The sequence below is a fragment of the Streptococcus oralis subsp. dentisani genome (assembly GCF_002096685.1).
Classification (GTDB): Bacteria; Bacillota; Bacilli; order Lactobacillales; family Streptococcaceae; genus Streptococcus; species Streptococcus oralis_AD.
Window position 1 is genome coordinate 171,125 of record NZ_NCVA01000040.1, and the last position, 17,066, is coordinate 188,190.

Consider the following 17,066-nt stretch of genomic DNA (forward strand, 5'->3'; position numbering starts at 1 on the left):
AGTGATTCATTTTTTGCACCGTACTATTATACTATAAAAACAGCTTTTTGGGTAATAGAATTTCACATTTTTTGGTATAATGGAAAGCAATAATGGACTAGAAAGAACAAAGATGCAAGATAAAATTGTGATTCATGGGGCGCGTGCCCATAACTTAAAAAATATCGATGTGGAGATTCCGCGAGACAAGTTGGTTGTCGTGACCGGTTTGTCGGGTTCTGGGAAATCCAGTCTGGCTTTTGATACCCTCTATGCCGAGGGGCAACGTCGCTATGTGGAGAGTCTATCAGCCTATGCTCGCCAGTTTTTGGGCAATATGGAAAAACCAGATGTGGATGCCATTGATGGTCTCAGCCCAGCTATTTCCATCGACCAGAAAACGACTAGCAAAAACCCTCGCTCAACCGTGGGAACTACGACTGAAATCAATGACTATCTGCGTCTCCTCTACGCACGTGTGGGGACGCCTTACTGTATCAACGGGCATGGAGCTATCAAGGCTTCTTCTGTGGAGCAAATTGTGGATAAGGTTTTGGAATTGCCAGAACGCCAGCGCCTGCAAATCTTAGCACCAGTTATCCGTAAGAAAAAAGGACAGCATAAGAGTGTCATTGAAAAGGTTCAGAAAGATGGTTATGTCCGCGTCCGTGTGGATGGGGAGGTCTATGATGTGACTGAAGTTCCAGAGTTGTCCAAGAGCAAGCAACACAATATCGATGTCGTGGTTGACCGTATTGTCATCAAGGAGGGTATCCGTAGCCGTCTCTTTGACTCCATTGAGGCTGCCCTTCGTATCGCAGAAGGCTATGTGATTATCGACACTATGGACGATTCGGAGTTGCTCTTCTCTGAGCACTATGCCTGCCCGGTTTGTGGTTTTACCGTACCAGAGTTAGAGCCTCGTCTCTTCTCCTTTAATGCTCCCTTTGGCTCTTGTAGCGAGTGTGACGGTTTGGGCATCAAGCTGGAGGTGGATACTGATTTGGTGGTTCCTGATGCCAGCAAAACCTTGCGTGAGGGTGCCCTAGCACCTTGGAATCCTATCTCATCCAACTACTATCCAAACATGCTAGAGCAGGCCATGACAGCCTTTGGAGTAGATATGGATAAGCCTTTTGAGGATTTGTCAGAAGAAGATAAGAACTTGATTCTCTACGGCTCAGATGGCAAGGAATTCCATTTCCACTATGAGAATGAATTTGGTGGTGTGCGCGATATTGACATTCCTTTTGAGGGAGTTGTCAATAATATCAAGCGTCGTTACCATGAAACCAATAGTGACTACACGCGCACCCAGATGCGCCTCTACATGAATGAGCTGACCTGTGGAACTTGTCACGGCTACCGTCTCAATGACCAGGCCTTGTCTGTCCGTGTGGGTGGTGAGCAAGGACCGCATATCGGTGAAATTTCGGACCTGTCTATCGCAGACCATTTGGAATTAGTGAGCCAGCTGACCTTATCTGAAAATGAAGCCATCATTGCCCGTCCCATTCTCAAGGAAATCAAGGATCGCTTGACCTTCCTCAATAATGTTGGTCTTAACTATCTGACCCTGTCGCGTTCGGCAGGAACCCTTTCAGGCGGGGAGAGCCAGCGTATTCGCTTAGCAACCCAGATTGGGTCCAATTTATCAGGTGTCCTTTATATCCTGGATGAGCCGTCCATCGGTCTTCACCAGAGGGATAATGACCGCCTGATTGCCAGTCTGAAAAAGATGCGTGACTTGGGGAATACCCTGATCGTGGTAGAACACGATGAGGATACCATGAGAGAGGCGGATTATCTAATCGACGTCGGTCCGGGTGCCGGTGTTTTTGGTGGGGAGATTGTTGCTGCAGGAACACCCAAGCAGGTGGCTCGCAACAGCAAGTCCATCACAGGTCAATATCTATCAGGTAAACGTGCCATTCCAGTGCCAACAGAGCGCCGTTCCGGAAATGGTCGTTTTATCGAGGTGACGGGAGCGCGTGAGAACAACTTGCAAAATATCACTGCTCGTTTCCCATTAGGAAAATTCATCGCAGTGACAGGTGTGTCAGGTTCAGGGAAATCGACCTTAATCAACAGTATCCTCAAAAAAGCCATTGCTCAAAAACTCAATCGCAACTCAGACAAGCCTGGTAAGTTTAAAACTATCACAGGGATTGAGCATGTAGACCGCTTGATTGACATTGACCAGAGCCCTATCGGACGGACGCCAAGGTCTAACCCAGCTACTTATACGGGAGTTTTTGATGATATACGTGACCTCTTTGCCCAGACAAATGAAGCCAAGATTCGTGGTTACAAGAAGGGCCGTTTCAGTTTCAACGTCAAGGGTGGTCGTTGTGAAGCCTGCTCAGGTGACGGGATTATCAAGATTGAGATGCATTTCTTGCCAGATGTTTACGTTGCTTGTGAGGTCTGCCACGGAACCCGCTACAATAGTGAAACCCTTGAAGTCCACTACAAGGAAAAGAATATCTCGCAAGTCTTGGATATGACCGTCAACGATGCGGTAGAGTTCTTCCAACACATTCCTAAGATTCAACGCAAACTTCAGACCATCAAGGATGTAGGGCTTGGCTATGTAACGCTAGGGCAACCGGCTACCACCCTTTCAGGTGGAGAAGCCCAGCGTATGAAGTTAGCTAGTGAACTCCACAAACGCTCGACAGGAAAATCTTTCTACATTCTGGATGAGCCAACGACAGGGCTTCATACTGAGGACATTGCTCGCTTGCTCAAGGTCTTAGCTCGCTTTGTCGACGATGGCAATACAGTCCTCGTCATCGAGCACAATTTGGATGTCATCAAGACGGCAGACCATATTATTGACCTAGGACCTGAGGGCGGTGTCGGTGGTGGAACCATCATCGCAACAGGAACTCCAGAAGAAGTAGCGGGCAATGAAGCCAGCTACACAGGACACTATTTGAAAGGAAAGTTACATCATGAATAAACGTGTACAAGCATTTCTAGCTAAAATGCAAGAAAAAGAACTAGATGGTATCATCATCAACAACCTTAAAAACGTCTATTATTTGACTGGTTTTTGGGGTTCAAATGGAACAGTCTTTATCAGCCGTGACCGTCAGATTTTGGTGACAGACTCTCGCTATATCATTGCAGCTAAGCAAGAAGTGACAGGTTTTGAGATTGTGGCTGACCGCGATGAATTGGCTGTTATTGCAGGCATTGTTAAGGATATGGGCTTGTCTCGGGTCGGTTTTGAGGACGAGATTGCGGTTTCTTATTACCACCGTATGCAGGCAGCTTTTGCAGGAATTGACTTGCTTCCACAGACTCAGTTTGTTGAAGCGCTCCGTATGATTAAAGATGAGAAAGAGATTGCGACTATTCGCAAGGCTTGTTCTATCTCAGACCAAGCTTTTCGCGATGCACTTGACTTTATCAAACCTGGAAAAACTGAGATCGAAATTGCCAACTTCCTTGACTTCCGTATGCGGGAGCTAGGAGCATCTGGCTTGTCTTTTGATACCATTTTAGCAAGTGGTATCAACTCTTCAAAACCCCATGCCCATCCAATGCACAAACCGGTTGAAGCGGGAGAAGCCATCACCATGGACTTCGGCTGTCTCTACGACCACTATGTTAGCGATATGACACGGACCATCTACCTCGGTCATGTCAGTGACGAGCAGGCAGAAATCTACAACACAGTTCTGAAAGCTAACCAAGCTCTGGTTGACCAAGCCAAGGCAGGTCTAGGTTTCCGTGACTTTGACAAAATTCCTCGTGATATCATTGTGGAAGCAGGCTATGGAGAATACTTTACACATGGTATCGGACACGGTATCGGACTGGACATCCACGAAGAACCCTACTTTAGCCAAACTTCCAAAGAAGTCATTAAATCTGGTATGGTCTTGACTGATGAACCGGGCATTTATATTGAAGGTAAATACGGGGTTCGTATTGAAGATGATATCTTAATTACAGATAACGGTTGTGAGTTATTGACACTTGCTCCAAAAGAATTGATTGTTATCTAAAAAATGAGATAAATCGTTGACTTTTATATTTTAAAGGTTTATACTGATAGACGAAAACGGTAGGTGAGGCTACCATAGGGATACGGATGACTACCGCAAAGCAGTGGAGACACTACTCGTTGGTCAACAGTCCTGGTCGCGAAGGCCAAGACTAAGCTCATTTCATTGCCCTATGGAGTTAAAGCTTGAACGAAAAAACAGATAATTAGTTTTTTAATCCTGCCATTTTATGGCAGGATTTTCTACTGTTTTAGAACAGGGAAAGGAGACAGACGATGCAAATTGACGACCACCCAGAACCGCACATACACAGCCAATCGCTGATTTGTGTCGTTCTGCCCTTATAAAGTGATTGGTCTCTGTGTATGAAACACATCATTCATACAGATAGGAGAAACCAATGAAAACTACAAAAGAAAGATTAGCAACAGCTATTCGCACACCTTTAAACGAAACTCTATCTTTTTACAAGACAAGTCTAACAGGTTTAACTGAGGAACAGATAGAAAAGAATCGTGATTTATATGGTGAAAATACCATCACCAAGGGTCAAGAAGACAGTATCCTCAAAAAGATTTACGAATCGATTATCAATCCATTTACAATCATCCTCCTTGTCATCGCTATGATCTCCATGGTGACCAACGTCTGGTTGGCGAAGCCTGGGCAAGAAGACCCGACGACCTCTATCATCATCGTCGTTCTCGTTCTAATCTCTGGTGGCATACGCTTTGTCCAAGAATTGCGGAGTGACAAGGCTGCGACCAATCTTTCAAAAATGATTGTGAATACAGCTACGGTTATTCGTGAAGGCCAGAGTTTAGAGATCGCAATTGAAGATTTGGTCGTTGGAGATATAGTCAAGTTAAGTGCTGGGGATATGATTCCAGCAGACCTCCTTTTGATTGAATCACGTGATTTCTTTGTCCAACAATCTGGCTTGACGGGTGAAAGTGATTCGGTTGAAAAATTGGCTTTGTCAAAAATGAGTCAGTCAAATTTTGATAGTCTGCTAGAAGCAGAAGCGCTCGCCTTCATGGGAACCAACGTGATATCAGGAAGTGCCAAGGCTTTGATTCTAGCGGTCGGTGATGACACCATGATGGGAGAGATCGAGCAGACTCTCAATACTTATGACGAGCCCACCTCTTTCGAACGGGATATGAACAGTATCTCCTGGCTTTTAATCCGTTTGATGTTGGTCATGGTTCCCATCGTATTTCTTTCCAATGGTTTGACGGATGGAGATTGGTTAGAGGCTGGCGTATTTGCTTTGAGCGTGGGTGTCGGGCTTACACCTGAGATGCTTCCCATGATCATCACGGCCAGTCTAGCAAAAGGCTCCATTATCATGGCCAAGGAAAAAGTCGTTATCAAAAAACTCAATGCCATACAAGATCTAGGTGCTATTGATATCCTATGCACGGATAAAACCGGAACCCTTACCCAAGACGAAATTGTCCTTGAATATCCTTTGGATATACATGGAGATTTGGATTTGTCTGTGTTGAGACGTGCCTACCTCAATTCCTATTTTCAAACGGGATTGAAAAACTTGATGGACCGTGCCATTATCAGTAGAACTGAAAAAGAAGCTAAAGAACACGCTATTCTACAAAATTTGGATACTAGCTTTCAAAAAATAGATGAATTGCCCTTTGATTTTGAACGCAGACGGATGAGTGTCATCGTCAAGGATGAGAATGAAGCTGTTAGTTTGGTAACCAAGGGTGCCTTAGAGGAGATGCTTGCGATTTCAACCCATGTGGAATATCAAGGTCAGATTAGCCCTCTGACGGATGATATCCGAGTGGAAATCTTAAAAGAAGTGGACCAACTCAATCAACAGGGCTTACGAGTCTTGGGAGTCGCTTATAAAACAGGCTTAAAGGAAGGTTTTGCTTACTCTGTTGAAGATGAAAAGGAGATGATTCTAACAGGATATCTTGCCTTCCTAGATCCACCAAAACCATCTGCAGCCCCTGCTATCCAAGCTTTGTTAGAACACGGTGTTCAAACAAAGATCTTGACGGGAGACAATGAGAAGGTAACCCAAGCAGTTTGCGAAAAAGTTGGTTTAGATGTTGATCAAATCTTGTTGGGTTCTGATATTGACGCCATGACGGACGAAGAGTTGGCCCAAGCAGTTCAGATGGTGACCGTCTTTGCCAAACTCTCTCCGGATCAAAAAGCACGAATCATTTTACAAATCAAATCGAATGGACATTGTGTCGGCTATATGGGAGATGGGATCAATGATGCCCCTTCTATGAAAGTGGCCGATGTGGGGATTTCTGTTGATACAGCAGTAGATATTGCCAAAGAAACGGCTGATGTCATTTTGCTAGATAAGGATTTGATGGTGCTTGAAAAAGGGCTGGTTGAAGGACGCAAAGTCTACGCTAATATGACCAAATATATCAAGATGACGGTCAGCTCTAATTTCGGGAACATTTTCTCTCTGTTAGTTTCTGGTATCTTTTTACCTTTCCTTCCTATGGCTCCGATTCACTTGATTGTGTTAAACCTCGTCTACGACCTTTCTTGCATTGCCTTGCCATTTGATAATGTAGATGAAGACTTTTTGAAGCATCCCCATAAGTGGGAAGCTAAGTCTATTACTCGTTTTATGATTTGGATGGGTCCGATTTCTTCTGCCTTTGATATTTTGACCTTTATCTTGCTCTATTTTGTCATTGTCCCAATGGCGACAGGTCAAGCTTATGCTCACGGAGCAGAGTCTGCAACGGGCTTTATCATCTTGTTCCAGACAGGTTGGTTCATTGAATCCATGTGGTCCCAAACTATGGTTATCCATATGCTCCGTTCAGCAAAGCTTCCTTTCTTGCAAAGTCGTCCGTCATGGTTTGTTCTTGGAACAACCTTGCTGGCAGCTAGCTTTGTGACTTTCCTTCCCTACTCTTCAATTGCTAGCCTTCTTCATTTAACCCCTTTGGAACCAATTTATTTCCTCTTTTTGCTTTTGATCATCGTTCTCTATATGATCAGTGTTACAGTAGTGAAACGAATCTATATCAAAAAATTTAAAAGTTGGCTATAAATTGATTTTGTCAAGAAAAAAGTACGAAAATCGCTAAAAAAGTTAAATTTTTTTAAAAATAGGTCGCAAGTCGGATGTTTTTTATGGTATAATAGACTAAACTGATAGTAACATGTAGCGAAAGGGGTAGGCACATGATTAAGATTTATACCGTCTCCAGTTGCACAAGCTGTAAGAAAGCGAAGACTTGGCTCAACGCACACCAGTTAAGTTATAAAGAACAAAACCTTGGTAAAGAAGGAATTACGAGAGAAGAACTACTTGATATTCTGACAAAGACAGATAATGGAATTGCCAGCATTGTATCATCAAAAAACCGCTATGCGAAAGCTTTAGGAGTTGACATCGAAGATTTGAGTGTCAATGAAGTACTCAACTTAATCATGGAAACGCCACGGATCTTAAAAAGTCCGATTCTAGTTGACGAGAAGCGTTTGCAGGTCGGTTACAAAGAAGATGATATCCGTGCCTTTTTACCACGCTCTGTCCGTAATGTAGAAAATGCAGAAGCACGTTTGCGTGCAGCTCTATAAACATCGAGGCTGGGGTATCTCCTAGCCTTGTTCATTTTTTATCAAAAAATTATGTGAGGAATTATGAAAAAGATAGTAATTGGCGCAGCTACTCTCCTCCTGCTACTTGCAGGATGTGGCCAAAAGAAGGAAACGACATCCAGTTCAAAACATGAATCCGAAACACTCCAGTCTACTCTGCCCGTTTTGGAAAATGCGGAAAAGAATACGGTTGTGACCAAGACTTTGATTTTCCCTGAGTCAGGAGATGGCGTCAAGCAAACGCAAACCATTACCTATAAAGGGAAACAATTTCTAAAATTGGTTATTCGGCAGATACGGCCCTTAAGTGAGGAATTGAAATCCTTTATCGCTGACCACGGTCTTGAAGAAACTCAAAAAGCTCTTTTAGAAGCAGAAGAAAAGGATGAAATGCTTCAGGAAGCGCGCAAATTGGCAGGTTTTACACTTGAAACCAAACTGCTCAGTGAGACTGAAATCCAGACCACAACGACCTATGATTTACAAGTCTTGGATGTCAAAAAGGCGTCACAGACAGATTATTTGAAAAATCTTGGCTTAGAGACTCTTTTGAAAAATGAACCAAGCCAATATATCGCAGACAGAGTGGCAAATGGTGCGACAGAACAGTAAGAAAATCCAAATAAATGGGTTGACTTAATTGTAGAACGTAAGGAAATATGCTATAATGGTACTATTCTAAGGAAAGAGGGTGTTAGAATGGGATTTACTGAAGAAACTGTACGTTTTAAATTGGATGATTCCAACAAGAAGGAAATCAGTGAAACGTTGACAGATGTCTATGCTTCTCTGAATGAAAAGGGTTATAATCCGATAAATCAAATCGTCGGTTATGTATTGAGTGGAGACCCTGCCTACGTTCCTCGTTACAATAATGCACGAAATCAAATTCGTAAGTATGAGCGTGATGAAATTGTTGAAGAATTGGTGCGCTATTACCTTAAAGGACAAGGAGTCGATCTATAATCTATGAGAATTATGGGATTGGACGTCGGTTCAAAAACAGTGGGTGTTGCGATTAGCGATCCACTAGGCTTCACCGCTCAAGGACTTGAAATCATCCAGATTAATGAGGATCAGGGCCAGTTTGGTTTTGACCGTATCAAGGAATTGGTTGATAGCTATAAGGTGGAACGTTTTGTAGTAGGTCTGCCTAAAAACATGAACAATACCAGCGGTCCGCGAGTAGAAGCTAGTCAAGCCTATGGAGCAAAACTAGAGGAACTTTTTAGTTTGCCAGTAGACTATCAGGATGAGCGCTTGACGACAGTCGCAGCTGAGCGTATGTTGATTGAACAAGCAGATATCAGCCGTAACAAACGCAAGAAAGTTATTGATAAGTTGGCTGCTCAGCTGATTTTGCAAAATTATTTAGATAGAAAATTTTAAGACAGAGGAGAAACTATGTCACACGATCACAACCATGACCACGAAGAACGCGAATTGATTACACTAGTAGACGAGCAAGGAAATGAAACCTTGTTTGAAATTCTTTTGACGATTGATGGGAAAGAAGAGTTTGGTAAAAACTATGTTCTCCTAGTGCCAGTTAACGCAGAAGAAGACGAAAACGGTGAAGTTGAAATCCAAGCTTACTCATTCATCGAAAACGAAGACGGAACAGAAGGCGAATTGCAACCAATCCCAGAAGACTCAGAAGACGAATGGAATATGATTGAAGAAGTCTTCAACAGCTTTATGGAGGAGTAAAAACGTCCAGGGGACGTTTTTAGCCCAACTCCTAAAAATTGGAAGAGTTGGAACATCCAGTGGATGTTTTTAGCCCACGTTGAAATTCATAGTAGCTAGTGATTAGCTAACCAGGTAAGAGGTTGGAATTTTTGTCCCGACCTCGCTTTTTATTTGTAATCATACTTTGATGCAGTAGTTGATTGTACTTTTGTTAAGGAGATGTGTGTGTTTGAAGTAGAAGAATGGCTGCATAGTCGGATTGGTTTAAACTTTAGATCTGGTCTTGGACGAATGCAGCGAGCTGTGGATTTGCTGGGAAATCCTGAGAAGACTTATCCTATTATCCACGTAACAGGGACTAACGGTAAGGGGTCAACTATCGCCTTTATGAGGGAGTTGTTTGTAGCTCATGGAAAAAAAGTTGGCACTTTTACCTCTCCTCATATCGTCAGTATCCATGATCGAATCTGTATCAATGGGCTACCGATCGTAGATGAAGACTTTACCCGTATAGCTAACCAAGTTAAGGAGATGGAAAAAACTCTTTTGGAAACTCATGACCAGTTGTCCTTTTTTGAGTTGCTGACCTTGATTGCTTTCCTCTATTTTAGGGAACAAGAAGTGGATTTGGTTTTGCTAGAAGTGGGGATAGGTGGTCTACTTGATACCACTAATGTCGTAACAGGAGAGATTGCAGTTATTACTTCGATTGGTCTAGATCATCAGGAGACCTTGGGCGATAGTTTGGAAGAAATAGCAGAGCAGAAAGCTGGTATCTTCAAGGCCGGCAAGAAGGCGGTCATTGCCAAGCTCGCTCCAGAAGCGGAGCTTGTCTGTCAAAGTAAAGCGAGAGAGTTAGCTGTTGACCTTTATCAAGCTGGGCAAGACTTCGCTTTGAAAGTTGGAAATTTCTCAAGTAGGATAGAAAGCTTTTCACAACTTAAAATCAGTTTGGAGGGTGCTTATCAGCAAGAAAATGCCGCCTTGGCTTTACAAACTTTTCTTCTGTTTATGGCGTCAAGAGGTGAAAGGGTCGAAGAAGAGTTTGTCAGACGGGCTTTGAAGGAGACACATTGGGCAGGTCGATTAGAACGGATTCGCCCGAAAATCTACCTAGATGGGGCTCACAATCTTCCAGCCTTGACTCGTCTAGTCGAGTTTATCCAGGGGAAAATCCAGCAAGGCTATCAGGTTCATATCCTTTTTGGTGCCCTTAAACGCAAGGATTATCAGGGGATGTTAGGCTATCTAACGGAGCAGTTGCCTCAGGTAAAACTTAAGGTAACAGGCTTTGACTACCAAGGCTCTCTGGATGAAAAGGATGTGGCGGGTTACGATTTGATTCCTTCCTATGGGGACTTTATCAGAGAATTTGAAGAAAAGGCCAATAACCAGAACTTGCTTTTCGTGACGGGGTCACTCTACTTTATCTCGGAAGTTCGAGCGAGTTTGGTTGGAAGCGATGGGACTAGTTGACCTTCTAGGTTTAAGTTGCTATACTGAAGGTAGGAGGTACATCTGGAAACGATTCCAGCAAAACATTGGCACAAAAAGAAAGGAAATCGCTATGAAAACGAAAACATTCACACTTTCTATTGCTTCCCTAGCAATTCTTAGTCTTTTAGCAGCTTGTGGACCTAAGGCACAAGCCCCTACCCAGCAATCTGCACAGCAATCATCTTCTCAACAAGAATCATCTTCTAGCGCTGCAACAAGTGCCAGCCAACCACAAGCCTCCTCAAGTCAGGACACTACTGCAGCTCAACCTACGAACATCGATGGTACCTATACTGGAAAAGATGAGAATGACCAGATTACTCTTGTTGTAACAGGTAAAACTGGTACATGGACTGAGGTCGAGCCAGATGGAGATAAGGAAATCAAGCAAGTCAGCTTTGAGCCAGAAAATCAACGTGTCATTATCGGAGATGATATTAAAATTTATGCGGTTAATGGTAATCAAATGATTATCGATGATATGGACCGAGAGGCATCTGACCGAATAGTCTTAACGAAGCAATAATGATTAAGTAAAAGTTCCAATGAGATGAAATCCATCTTTTTGGAGCTTTTTTTCTTGAAAAAGTGGCTGGCTGTTCTTTACTAACTTTTTACTTAAAATGCTTACAAATATTTGTAAAATACCCTATAACATCGTATACTTATAGTAAATAATCAAATAGCGCAGAGGCGCAGGAGGAAAAACATATGGCTACATTTTACGTTCCATCAGTTAACCTTATTGGTAAAGGTGTTGTAAATGAAGTAGGTCCGTATATCAAGGAATTGGGGTATAAGAAGGCTCTTTTGGTGACAGATAAGTTCATCGAGGGAAGTGATATTTTACCTAAGGTCCTAAAACCATTATATGCTGAAGGGATCGAATATGTGATCTTTAGTGATGTGGAGCCAAATCCGACTTGCAAGAACGTCACAGACGGAGTGGCTGCCCTGAAAGAGCATGGATGCGACTTTATCATCAGTCTTGGAGGAGGGTCTCCTCAGGATGCAGCTAGTTGTATCTCTATCATCGCTACAAATGGCGGAAAGCCACAGGACTACGAAGGTCTCCACAAGTCTGCTAAAAAAGGGTTGCCAGTGGTTGCGATCAACACAACAGCTGGAACTTCTGCAGAAATCACCATTAACTATGTTATTACTGACGAAGAGCGCAAGGTCAAGATGGTAATGGTTGATAAGAATAGCCTTGCCCTTATCTCTGTCAATGATCCAGAACTCATGCTTTCAAAGCCGAAAGGATTGACAGCAGCGACAGGTATGGATGCTCTTACTCACGCTGTCGAGGCTTTAGTAACACCAGGTGCTTATAATGTGACCAAGAAACTTTCTATCGGAGCGATTGAACTCATCAAGGAGTATCTTCCTCGTGCTGTGTCAAATGGCCAAGATATTGAAGCGCGTGAGGCTATGGTCAATGCCATCTTCCTCGGTGGTATGAGCTTTAACAATGCTGGTTTGGGTTATGTTCATTCTATGGCTCACCAACTCGGTGCGGTATATAACTTGCCACATGGTGTCTGCTGTGCCATGCTTCTCCCAGTTGTAGAACGTGAAAATGCCAAGCGTGTACCAGAAGCTTTCCGCAATGTGGCCAAGGCCTTGGGACTCCATGTTGAAGGGAAAACAGACCAAGAATGTGCTGACTATGCTATCGCTGAGATTGAGAAACTTTCTGAAACTGTTGGTATTCCGAAGAAACTCACTGAACTCGGTATCCAAGAAAAAGACTTTGACTTTGACTACCTTTCTAAGAATGCTTTGATTGATGCATGTGCGCCAGGCAATCCATTTATGCCAACTTTAGAAGAAACCATTGCTCTCTACAAAGAACTCTTCTAAGGATTAAGTAGAGTGGAAGCGACGTATTCCCCAACATATAAATAATATTGGAAAGAACTATCATTTTGGTAGTTCTTTTTTTAAAAATTTGCTATCCTAGACATATGAGAAAAATCAAAATTGATGTGGTTGTAGTTCCTTTGAGTGGGCATCTCTTCCCAACACTGAATTTACTTGCACCCTTGTTGAAGGATCCCTTGTATGAGATTCGATTATTTACAGGGCCGCAACGAAAAACTGTAGCAGAGGAGATGGGATTCCGGGTGATTCCCATTTTAGAAAATTGTGTAGATGAGTTTGAGCGTGTAGCCAACAATGAAGGTCAATTAAACCTGTTTTCTGCTTATCGACAGTTGTCAGCTAGCCTTGATTTGATCAATGTGGTTTCAGATCAATTAGTGCAAGAGTGGCAGAAAAATAGACCGGATATTGTGATTGCGGATTTTATAACCCTCTCTGGAGGACTTGTAGCGGAACAGTTGAATATTCCCTGGATTACCACGATGGCGACACAGTTTGCCATTGAAACGACAGATGGACCGCCTTGTTTCTTTGGAGGAATGGGCAGTCCAAAAACATCTTTCCAATCTGGTCTGCAATGGCTAGGAAGAAAAGGGACTCGTTTAGGGAAACGAATCGTAAGCTTTTTATTGAGAGAACGATTGAAACGTTACGATTTTAAGCTTTACAATCAGAAAGGTCAGGAAACCATCTATTCACCCTATTCCATCTTGGGAATTGGGATGAAAGAGTTGGAGCTGAAAAGTGGTTTTCCAGAGCACTACCTTTGGGTGGGACCTTTTGGGTCTTCGATTGAGAGGGCAGAAAATTATCCCCTCGATTTGTCTCCTTATGCAGGTTATAAGAAGGTCCTCGTATCTTGTGGGACTCAGCTAGCATGGGCTAAAGACAATCTCCTCTATCAGACACAACAATTGGCAGAAGCACATCCGGACTGTCACTTCTTTGTGACTCTGGGGTTTGGCGGACAAGACTTCCAATGTGAAGAGCTCATGGACAATGTTTCTGTGGTATCCTATCTTCCCTATAAGGAGTACATTCCTCAGATGGATTATGTGATTCATCATGGTGGTGCAGGTATTTTTTACCAGTGTATCATCTATGGTAAGCCTGCCTTGATTCTCCCCCATGACTATGATCAGTATGACTATGCAGTTCGTGGATTAGAGGCAGGGATTGCCTTGACTGCTAAACGAGAGGATACGCAAGCGATTGGACGCGCCTTTGATGAGTTGTTGGCTAGAGATGACTGGCCAGACTTAAACAAACTTAGTCGTGCAGCTCAAATCTATCAGCCAACAGAGATTCTGAAGAGCGAAATACATCGGCTCTTAGGGGACAAGGAGAAGTAAAGAATGAAGAAAGTATTGGTAACAGGTGCTACGGGCTTTCTAGGCAAGTATGTTGTTGAAGAGCTCAGTCAGCAGGGCTATCAGGTACGTGCTTTTGGACGCAATCGCAAGGTGGGTCAGTCTTTAGAGAACTCCTCTGTGGCATTTTTTCAGGGAGATTTGACCAAGCAAGAGGATTTGGCTCGGGCTTGTCAGGGGATGGACATGGTTGTGCATGCGGGTGCTCTTTCTACCGTTTGGGGGCCTTGGGAGGATTTCTACCAGACAAATGTCTTAGGGACCAAGTATGTTCTGGATGCTTGCCGAGGGGCTGGTATTCAGCGTTTGGTTTATGTGTCCTCGCCTAGCATCTATGCTGCGCCTCGAGATCAGTTAGCTATCAAAGAAAGTGCTGCGCCTCAGGAAAATAATCTGAACAACTACATTCGTAGTAAGCTGGCTTCGGAGAAGCTGTTTAAGGATTATCCCGATGTTCCGAGTATTATCTTACGACCTCGTGGGCTTTTTGGGATTGGGGATACCAGTATTTTGCCCCGAGTTCTCAAACTCAGTCAGAAGATTGGCATTCCCTTAATAGGAGACGGTCGTCAGCTCATGGATATGACCTGTGTGGAAAATGTCGCTCTGGCAATTCGCTTGGCACTAGAGACCTCTCAAGCTAGTGGCGAAGTATATAACATCACCAATGGAGAACCAAGGGAATTTAGGAGTCTGATAGAAGAAACCTTGAGAGGGCTAGGCTATCCGATAACATACAGAAGAGTACCAGCTCCTCTTCTTTCAGTTATTGCTACTAGTTTAGAGTTTCTGTATAAGGTCTTGAAACTCAAAGGTGAACCGCCTCTGACACGCTATACCTATTATCTGCTCCGTTATAGTCAGACGCTGGACATCAGCAAGGCGGAGCGAGACTTGGGTTATCGCCCTCAAATCAGTATTTCGGAAGGGATTGAACAATATGTCCAAGATTATCGAAAGCATTGATTATTTCCCAGCAGGCTACTGTACCAGCTACACAGGTTTGCTATTTAAGGGAGTCAAGAATCAAAAGATGACCTTTCCAGCAGGTGTTTTTCTTATCAAACACAGGGACAAGGGCTATCTCCTCTATGACACAGGTTATCATTACGATATTAAGACCCATCTTCGCTATGGTTTCTATCGGCTAGGAACGCCCGTTCAAATGAAGGAGAAGGACCAGATTTCACGTTTGCTGGAAGCGAAGGGAATCAAACCAGAAGAAATTAACTATGTTCTTCTATCACACCTACATCCAGATCATCTGGGAGGAGCTAGTTTCTTTCCTCATGCAACCTTTATCTTGACAAAAGAAGTATATGAAGTCTACCAAAAACCCAAGTTGAAAGACTTGATTTTCAAGGAGTTTTTACCAGCTTCTTTTGAGAAAAATCTAACCATTATCAGAGCTGACCAGCAAGTTTCAACTTTTCCCTATCGTCCGATTTGTGATCTTTTCGGAGATGGCAGTATCCTAGTAGCCTCTGTTGATGGGCATGCTAGGGGGCAAGCCTGTCTATATTTTCCAGACCTTAATCTCCTCATTGCAGCAGACCTCTGTTGGGGAATTGACCTCTTACCTTACACCAAGCAGATGCACCTGATTCCTTCCTTGGTCCAGGATAATAAGGCCGACTATATCAGGGGGACAGAGTTTCTGGAGGAAGTCTTAAAGGCCGGTATTGAGGTAGTTGTTAGCCATGATCCTGTAGAAAGGATAGAGTCAATCTTACATGAAAAAAATAACCTTTCTTAAAACCTTTATCCAAACTCGTTGGCTTCATCATTTCAAATCTCGAGAAGCTGTAGAAAACTATCAGAAAAAGCAATTAGCTAACTATATGGACTTTTTAAAACGAGAGTCGCCCTACTTTAAAAATGGGGTTCCTAGCAACTTTGATCATATGGACAAGGCTTTTATGATGGAGCATTTCAATGAGCTCAACACCCAAGGAGTGGATCGTGATGAAGCCTTATCCTTAGCTATTGAAAGTGAGAAGACCCGTGACTTCACTGAACTTAAAGGGGAAGTAGCCGTCGGTCTGTCTTCAGGGACGTCTGGACATCGGGGGCTCTTTATCACAACAGAGAAAGAACGAAGTATGTGGGCTGCGGCTATCTTGGCAAAGATGTTGCCCAAGGGGCAGCTTTTTGGACACCGCATCGCCTTTTTTCTGAGAGCTGATAATGAACTCTATCAGACCATCAATACAGCGCTCATTCGTCTAGAGTATTTTGATATTTTCAAACATACAGATGAGCATATAGAGCGACTCAACAACTATCAACCAACGATTATTGTGGCGCCAGCCTCGATGTTGATTGAATTGAGCAAGCGTCTCAAGGATGGAGAGTTAGCTATTCACCCACAAAAAATCGTTTCGGTGGCGGAAATCTTGGAAGATAGTGATAGGGGACGGATCGCAGAAGCCTTTTCACTATCCATCATTGACCAAGTTTATCAGGCGACAGAAGGTTTCCTAGCCTGCACTTGCTCAGCGGGCAATCTACATCTCAACGAAGACATTATATTTGTGGAAAAGCAGTATCTAGATGACCGCCGTTTTTATCCAGTGATTACGGACTTTAAGCGAAGTAGTCAGCCTGTTTATCGCTACCAGCTCAATGATATCTTGGTTGAAAATCCGGAGCCTTGTCCCTGTGGCTCCTACTATACACGGATTGACAAGGTCGAGGGACGTTCTGATGATATCTTCTACTTTGAAGGGCAGAATGGCGGGCAGGTAACCATCTATCCAGACTTTATCAGGCGTTGCATCCTCTTTGTGGAGAATGTAGGAGATTACCAAGTTAAGCAACATTCCGAGAAATTAGTGGAAGTTTGTTTAAGCCGACGAGATGAGGACGTAGAGACAGCAATTTTAGCACAGTTCCAACTCTTGGCCCAGCAAAAAGAGTTCATAGTTCCTCAAATCCAATTTTCAGATTATCACTGGGATACTAGCCGTAAACTCAAACGAATCCAACGTTTATGAAAGGATAAAAGACA

The 17,066-nt window shown here is 43.3% G+C and carries 15 protein-coding genes and 1 riboswitch; all 15 genes read left to right on the forward strand.

The window, feature by feature from the left end:
- Window positions 1–112: 112 nt before the first annotated feature.
- The 15 genes from uvrA (at window position 113) to B7705_RS05400 (ending at window position 17,052) form a co-directional block, all read left to right on the forward strand.
- Window positions 113–2,944, forward strand: coding sequence for an excinuclease ABC subunit UvrA (uvrA, locus tag B7705_RS05330; protein ID WP_084948324.1), 2,832 nt, complete (start codon window positions 113–115; stop codon window positions 2,942–2,944).
- On the forward strand, window positions 2,937–3,998 hold the full coding sequence (locus B7705_RS05335; protein WP_084948326.1) for a M24 family metallopeptidase: 1,062 nt from the start codon (window positions 2,937–2,939) through the stop codon (window positions 3,996–3,998). The genes uvrA and B7705_RS05335 overlap by 8 nt, the downstream gene beginning before the upstream one ends.
- Window positions 3,999–4,051: 53 nt before the next feature.
- A riboswitch (M-box (ykoK) riboswitch) is annotated at window positions 4,052–4,203 on the forward strand.
- 195 nt (window positions 4,204–4,398) lie between these two features.
- Window positions 4,399–7,059, forward strand: a complete 2,661-nt coding sequence (mgtA, locus tag B7705_RS05340) for a magnesium-translocating P-type ATPase (RefSeq protein ID WP_084948327.1) — start codon at window positions 4,399–4,401, stop codon at window positions 7,057–7,059.
- A 134-nt stretch (window positions 7,060–7,193) separates the two neighbouring features.
- Complete coding sequence (gene spx / locus B7705_RS05345) at window positions 7,194–7,592, forward strand: transcriptional regulator Spx (protein WP_000591165.1); 399 nt, start codon at window positions 7,194–7,196, stop codon at window positions 7,590–7,592.
- A 63-nt stretch (window positions 7,593–7,655) separates the two neighbouring features.
- Complete coding sequence (locus tag B7705_RS05350) at window positions 7,656–8,225, forward strand: SP0191 family lipoprotein (RefSeq protein ID WP_000724879.1); 570 nt, start codon at window positions 7,656–7,658, stop codon at window positions 8,223–8,225.
- An 87-nt stretch (window positions 8,226–8,312) separates the two neighbouring features.
- Window positions 8,313–8,579 carry an IreB family regulatory phosphoprotein gene (locus B7705_RS05355; RefSeq protein WP_000507060.1) on the forward strand — a complete coding sequence of 89 codons (267 nt, stop codon included), beginning with the start codon at window positions 8,313–8,315 and terminating at the stop codon, window positions 8,577–8,579.
- Window positions 8,580–8,582: 3 nt separating this feature from the next.
- The gene (gene ruvX / locus B7705_RS05360; RefSeq protein ID WP_084948329.1) at window positions 8,583–9,002 is read left to right on the forward strand and encodes a Holliday junction resolvase RuvX; all 420 of its coding nucleotides are present in this window, start codon (window positions 8,583–8,585) and stop codon (window positions 9,000–9,002) included.
- Window positions 9,003–9,017: 15 nt separating this feature from the next.
- Window positions 9,018–9,323 carry a DUF1292 domain-containing protein gene (locus B7705_RS05365; protein ID WP_000017624.1) on the forward strand — a complete coding sequence of 102 codons (306 nt, stop codon included), beginning with the start codon at window positions 9,018–9,020 and terminating at the stop codon, window positions 9,321–9,323.
- 207 nt (window positions 9,324–9,530) lie between these two features.
- Window positions 9,531–10,781, forward strand: a complete 1,251-nt coding sequence (locus tag B7705_RS05370; protein WP_162284877.1) for a bifunctional folylpolyglutamate synthase/dihydrofolate synthase — start codon at window positions 9,531–9,533, stop codon at window positions 10,779–10,781.
- 91 nt (window positions 10,782–10,872) lie between these two features.
- Complete coding sequence (locus B7705_RS05375; protein WP_084948332.1) at window positions 10,873–11,328, forward strand: SP_0198 family lipoprotein; 456 nt, start codon at window positions 10,873–10,875, stop codon at window positions 11,326–11,328.
- 185 nt (window positions 11,329–11,513) lie between these two features.
- On the forward strand, window positions 11,514–12,665 hold the full coding sequence (locus B7705_RS05380) for an iron-containing alcohol dehydrogenase (RefSeq protein WP_084948333.1): 1,152 nt from the start codon (window positions 11,514–11,516) through the stop codon (window positions 12,663–12,665).
- A gap of 104 nt (window positions 12,666–12,769) precedes the next feature.
- A complete protein-coding gene (locus B7705_RS05385; protein WP_084948576.1) occupies window positions 12,770–14,038 on the forward strand; it encodes a glycosyltransferase in 1,269 nt (422 codons plus the stop codon).
- A gap of 3 nt (window positions 14,039–14,041) precedes the next feature.
- Entirely contained in the window at window positions 14,042–15,022 is a 981-nt protein-coding gene (locus B7705_RS05390; RefSeq protein ID WP_084948335.1) for an NAD-dependent epimerase/dehydratase family protein, read from the forward strand.
- Window positions 14,997–15,812: an MBL fold metallo-hydrolase gene (locus B7705_RS05395; protein ID WP_084948336.1), complete on the forward strand. Its 816-nt coding sequence runs from the start codon at window positions 14,997–14,999 to the stop codon at window positions 15,810–15,812. The genes B7705_RS05390 and B7705_RS05395 overlap by 26 nt, the downstream gene beginning before the upstream one ends.
- The gene (locus B7705_RS05400) at window positions 15,790–17,052 is read left to right on the forward strand and encodes a F390 synthetase-related protein (RefSeq protein ID WP_084948338.1); all 1,263 of its coding nucleotides are present in this window, start codon (window positions 15,790–15,792) and stop codon (window positions 17,050–17,052) included. Before B7705_RS05395 ends, B7705_RS05400 begins: the two co-directional genes overlap by 23 nt.
- Window positions 17,053–17,066: the final 14 nt, after the last annotated feature.

What these genes read in the sequence shown, in the direction of transcription:
- uvrA (WP_084948324.1), top strand. Translation starts at nt 113, where the DNA reads ATGCAAGATAAAATTGTGATTCATGGGGCGCGTGCCCATAACTTAAAA.
- B7705_RS05335 (WP_084948326.1), top strand. Translation starts at nt 2,937, where the DNA reads ATGAATAAACGTGTACAAGCATTTCTAGCTAAAATGCAAGAAAAAGAA.
- mgtA (WP_084948327.1), top strand. Translation starts at nt 4,399, where the DNA reads ATGAAAACTACAAAAGAAAGATTAGCAACAGCTATTCGCACACCTTTA.
- spx (WP_000591165.1), top strand. Translation starts at nt 7,194, where the DNA reads ATGATTAAGATTTATACCGTCTCCAGTTGCACAAGCTGTAAGAAAGCG.
- B7705_RS05350 (WP_000724879.1), top strand. Translation starts at nt 7,656, where the DNA reads ATGAAAAAGATAGTAATTGGCGCAGCTACTCTCCTCCTGCTACTTGCA.
- B7705_RS05355 (WP_000507060.1), top strand. Translation starts at nt 8,313, where the DNA reads ATGGGATTTACTGAAGAAACTGTACGTTTTAAATTGGATGATTCCAAC.
- ruvX (WP_084948329.1), top strand. Translation starts at nt 8,583, where the DNA reads ATGAGAATTATGGGATTGGACGTCGGTTCAAAAACAGTGGGTGTTGCG.
- B7705_RS05365 (WP_000017624.1), top strand. Translation starts at nt 9,018, where the DNA reads ATGTCACACGATCACAACCATGACCACGAAGAACGCGAATTGATTACA.
- B7705_RS05375 (WP_084948332.1), top strand. Translation starts at nt 10,873, where the DNA reads ATGAAAACGAAAACATTCACACTTTCTATTGCTTCCCTAGCAATTCTT.
- B7705_RS05380 (WP_084948333.1), top strand. Translation starts at nt 11,514, where the DNA reads ATGGCTACATTTTACGTTCCATCAGTTAACCTTATTGGTAAAGGTGTT.
- B7705_RS05385 (WP_084948576.1), top strand. Translation starts at nt 12,770, where the DNA reads ATGAGAAAAATCAAAATTGATGTGGTTGTAGTTCCTTTGAGTGGGCAT.
- B7705_RS05390 (WP_084948335.1), top strand. Translation starts at nt 14,042, where the DNA reads ATGAAGAAAGTATTGGTAACAGGTGCTACGGGCTTTCTAGGCAAGTAT.
- B7705_RS05395 (WP_084948336.1), top strand. Translation starts at nt 14,997, where the DNA reads ATGTCCAAGATTATCGAAAGCATTGATTATTTCCCAGCAGGCTACTGT.
- B7705_RS05400 (WP_084948338.1), top strand. Translation starts at nt 15,790, where the DNA reads ATGAAAAAAATAACCTTTCTTAAAACCTTTATCCAAACTCGTTGGCTT.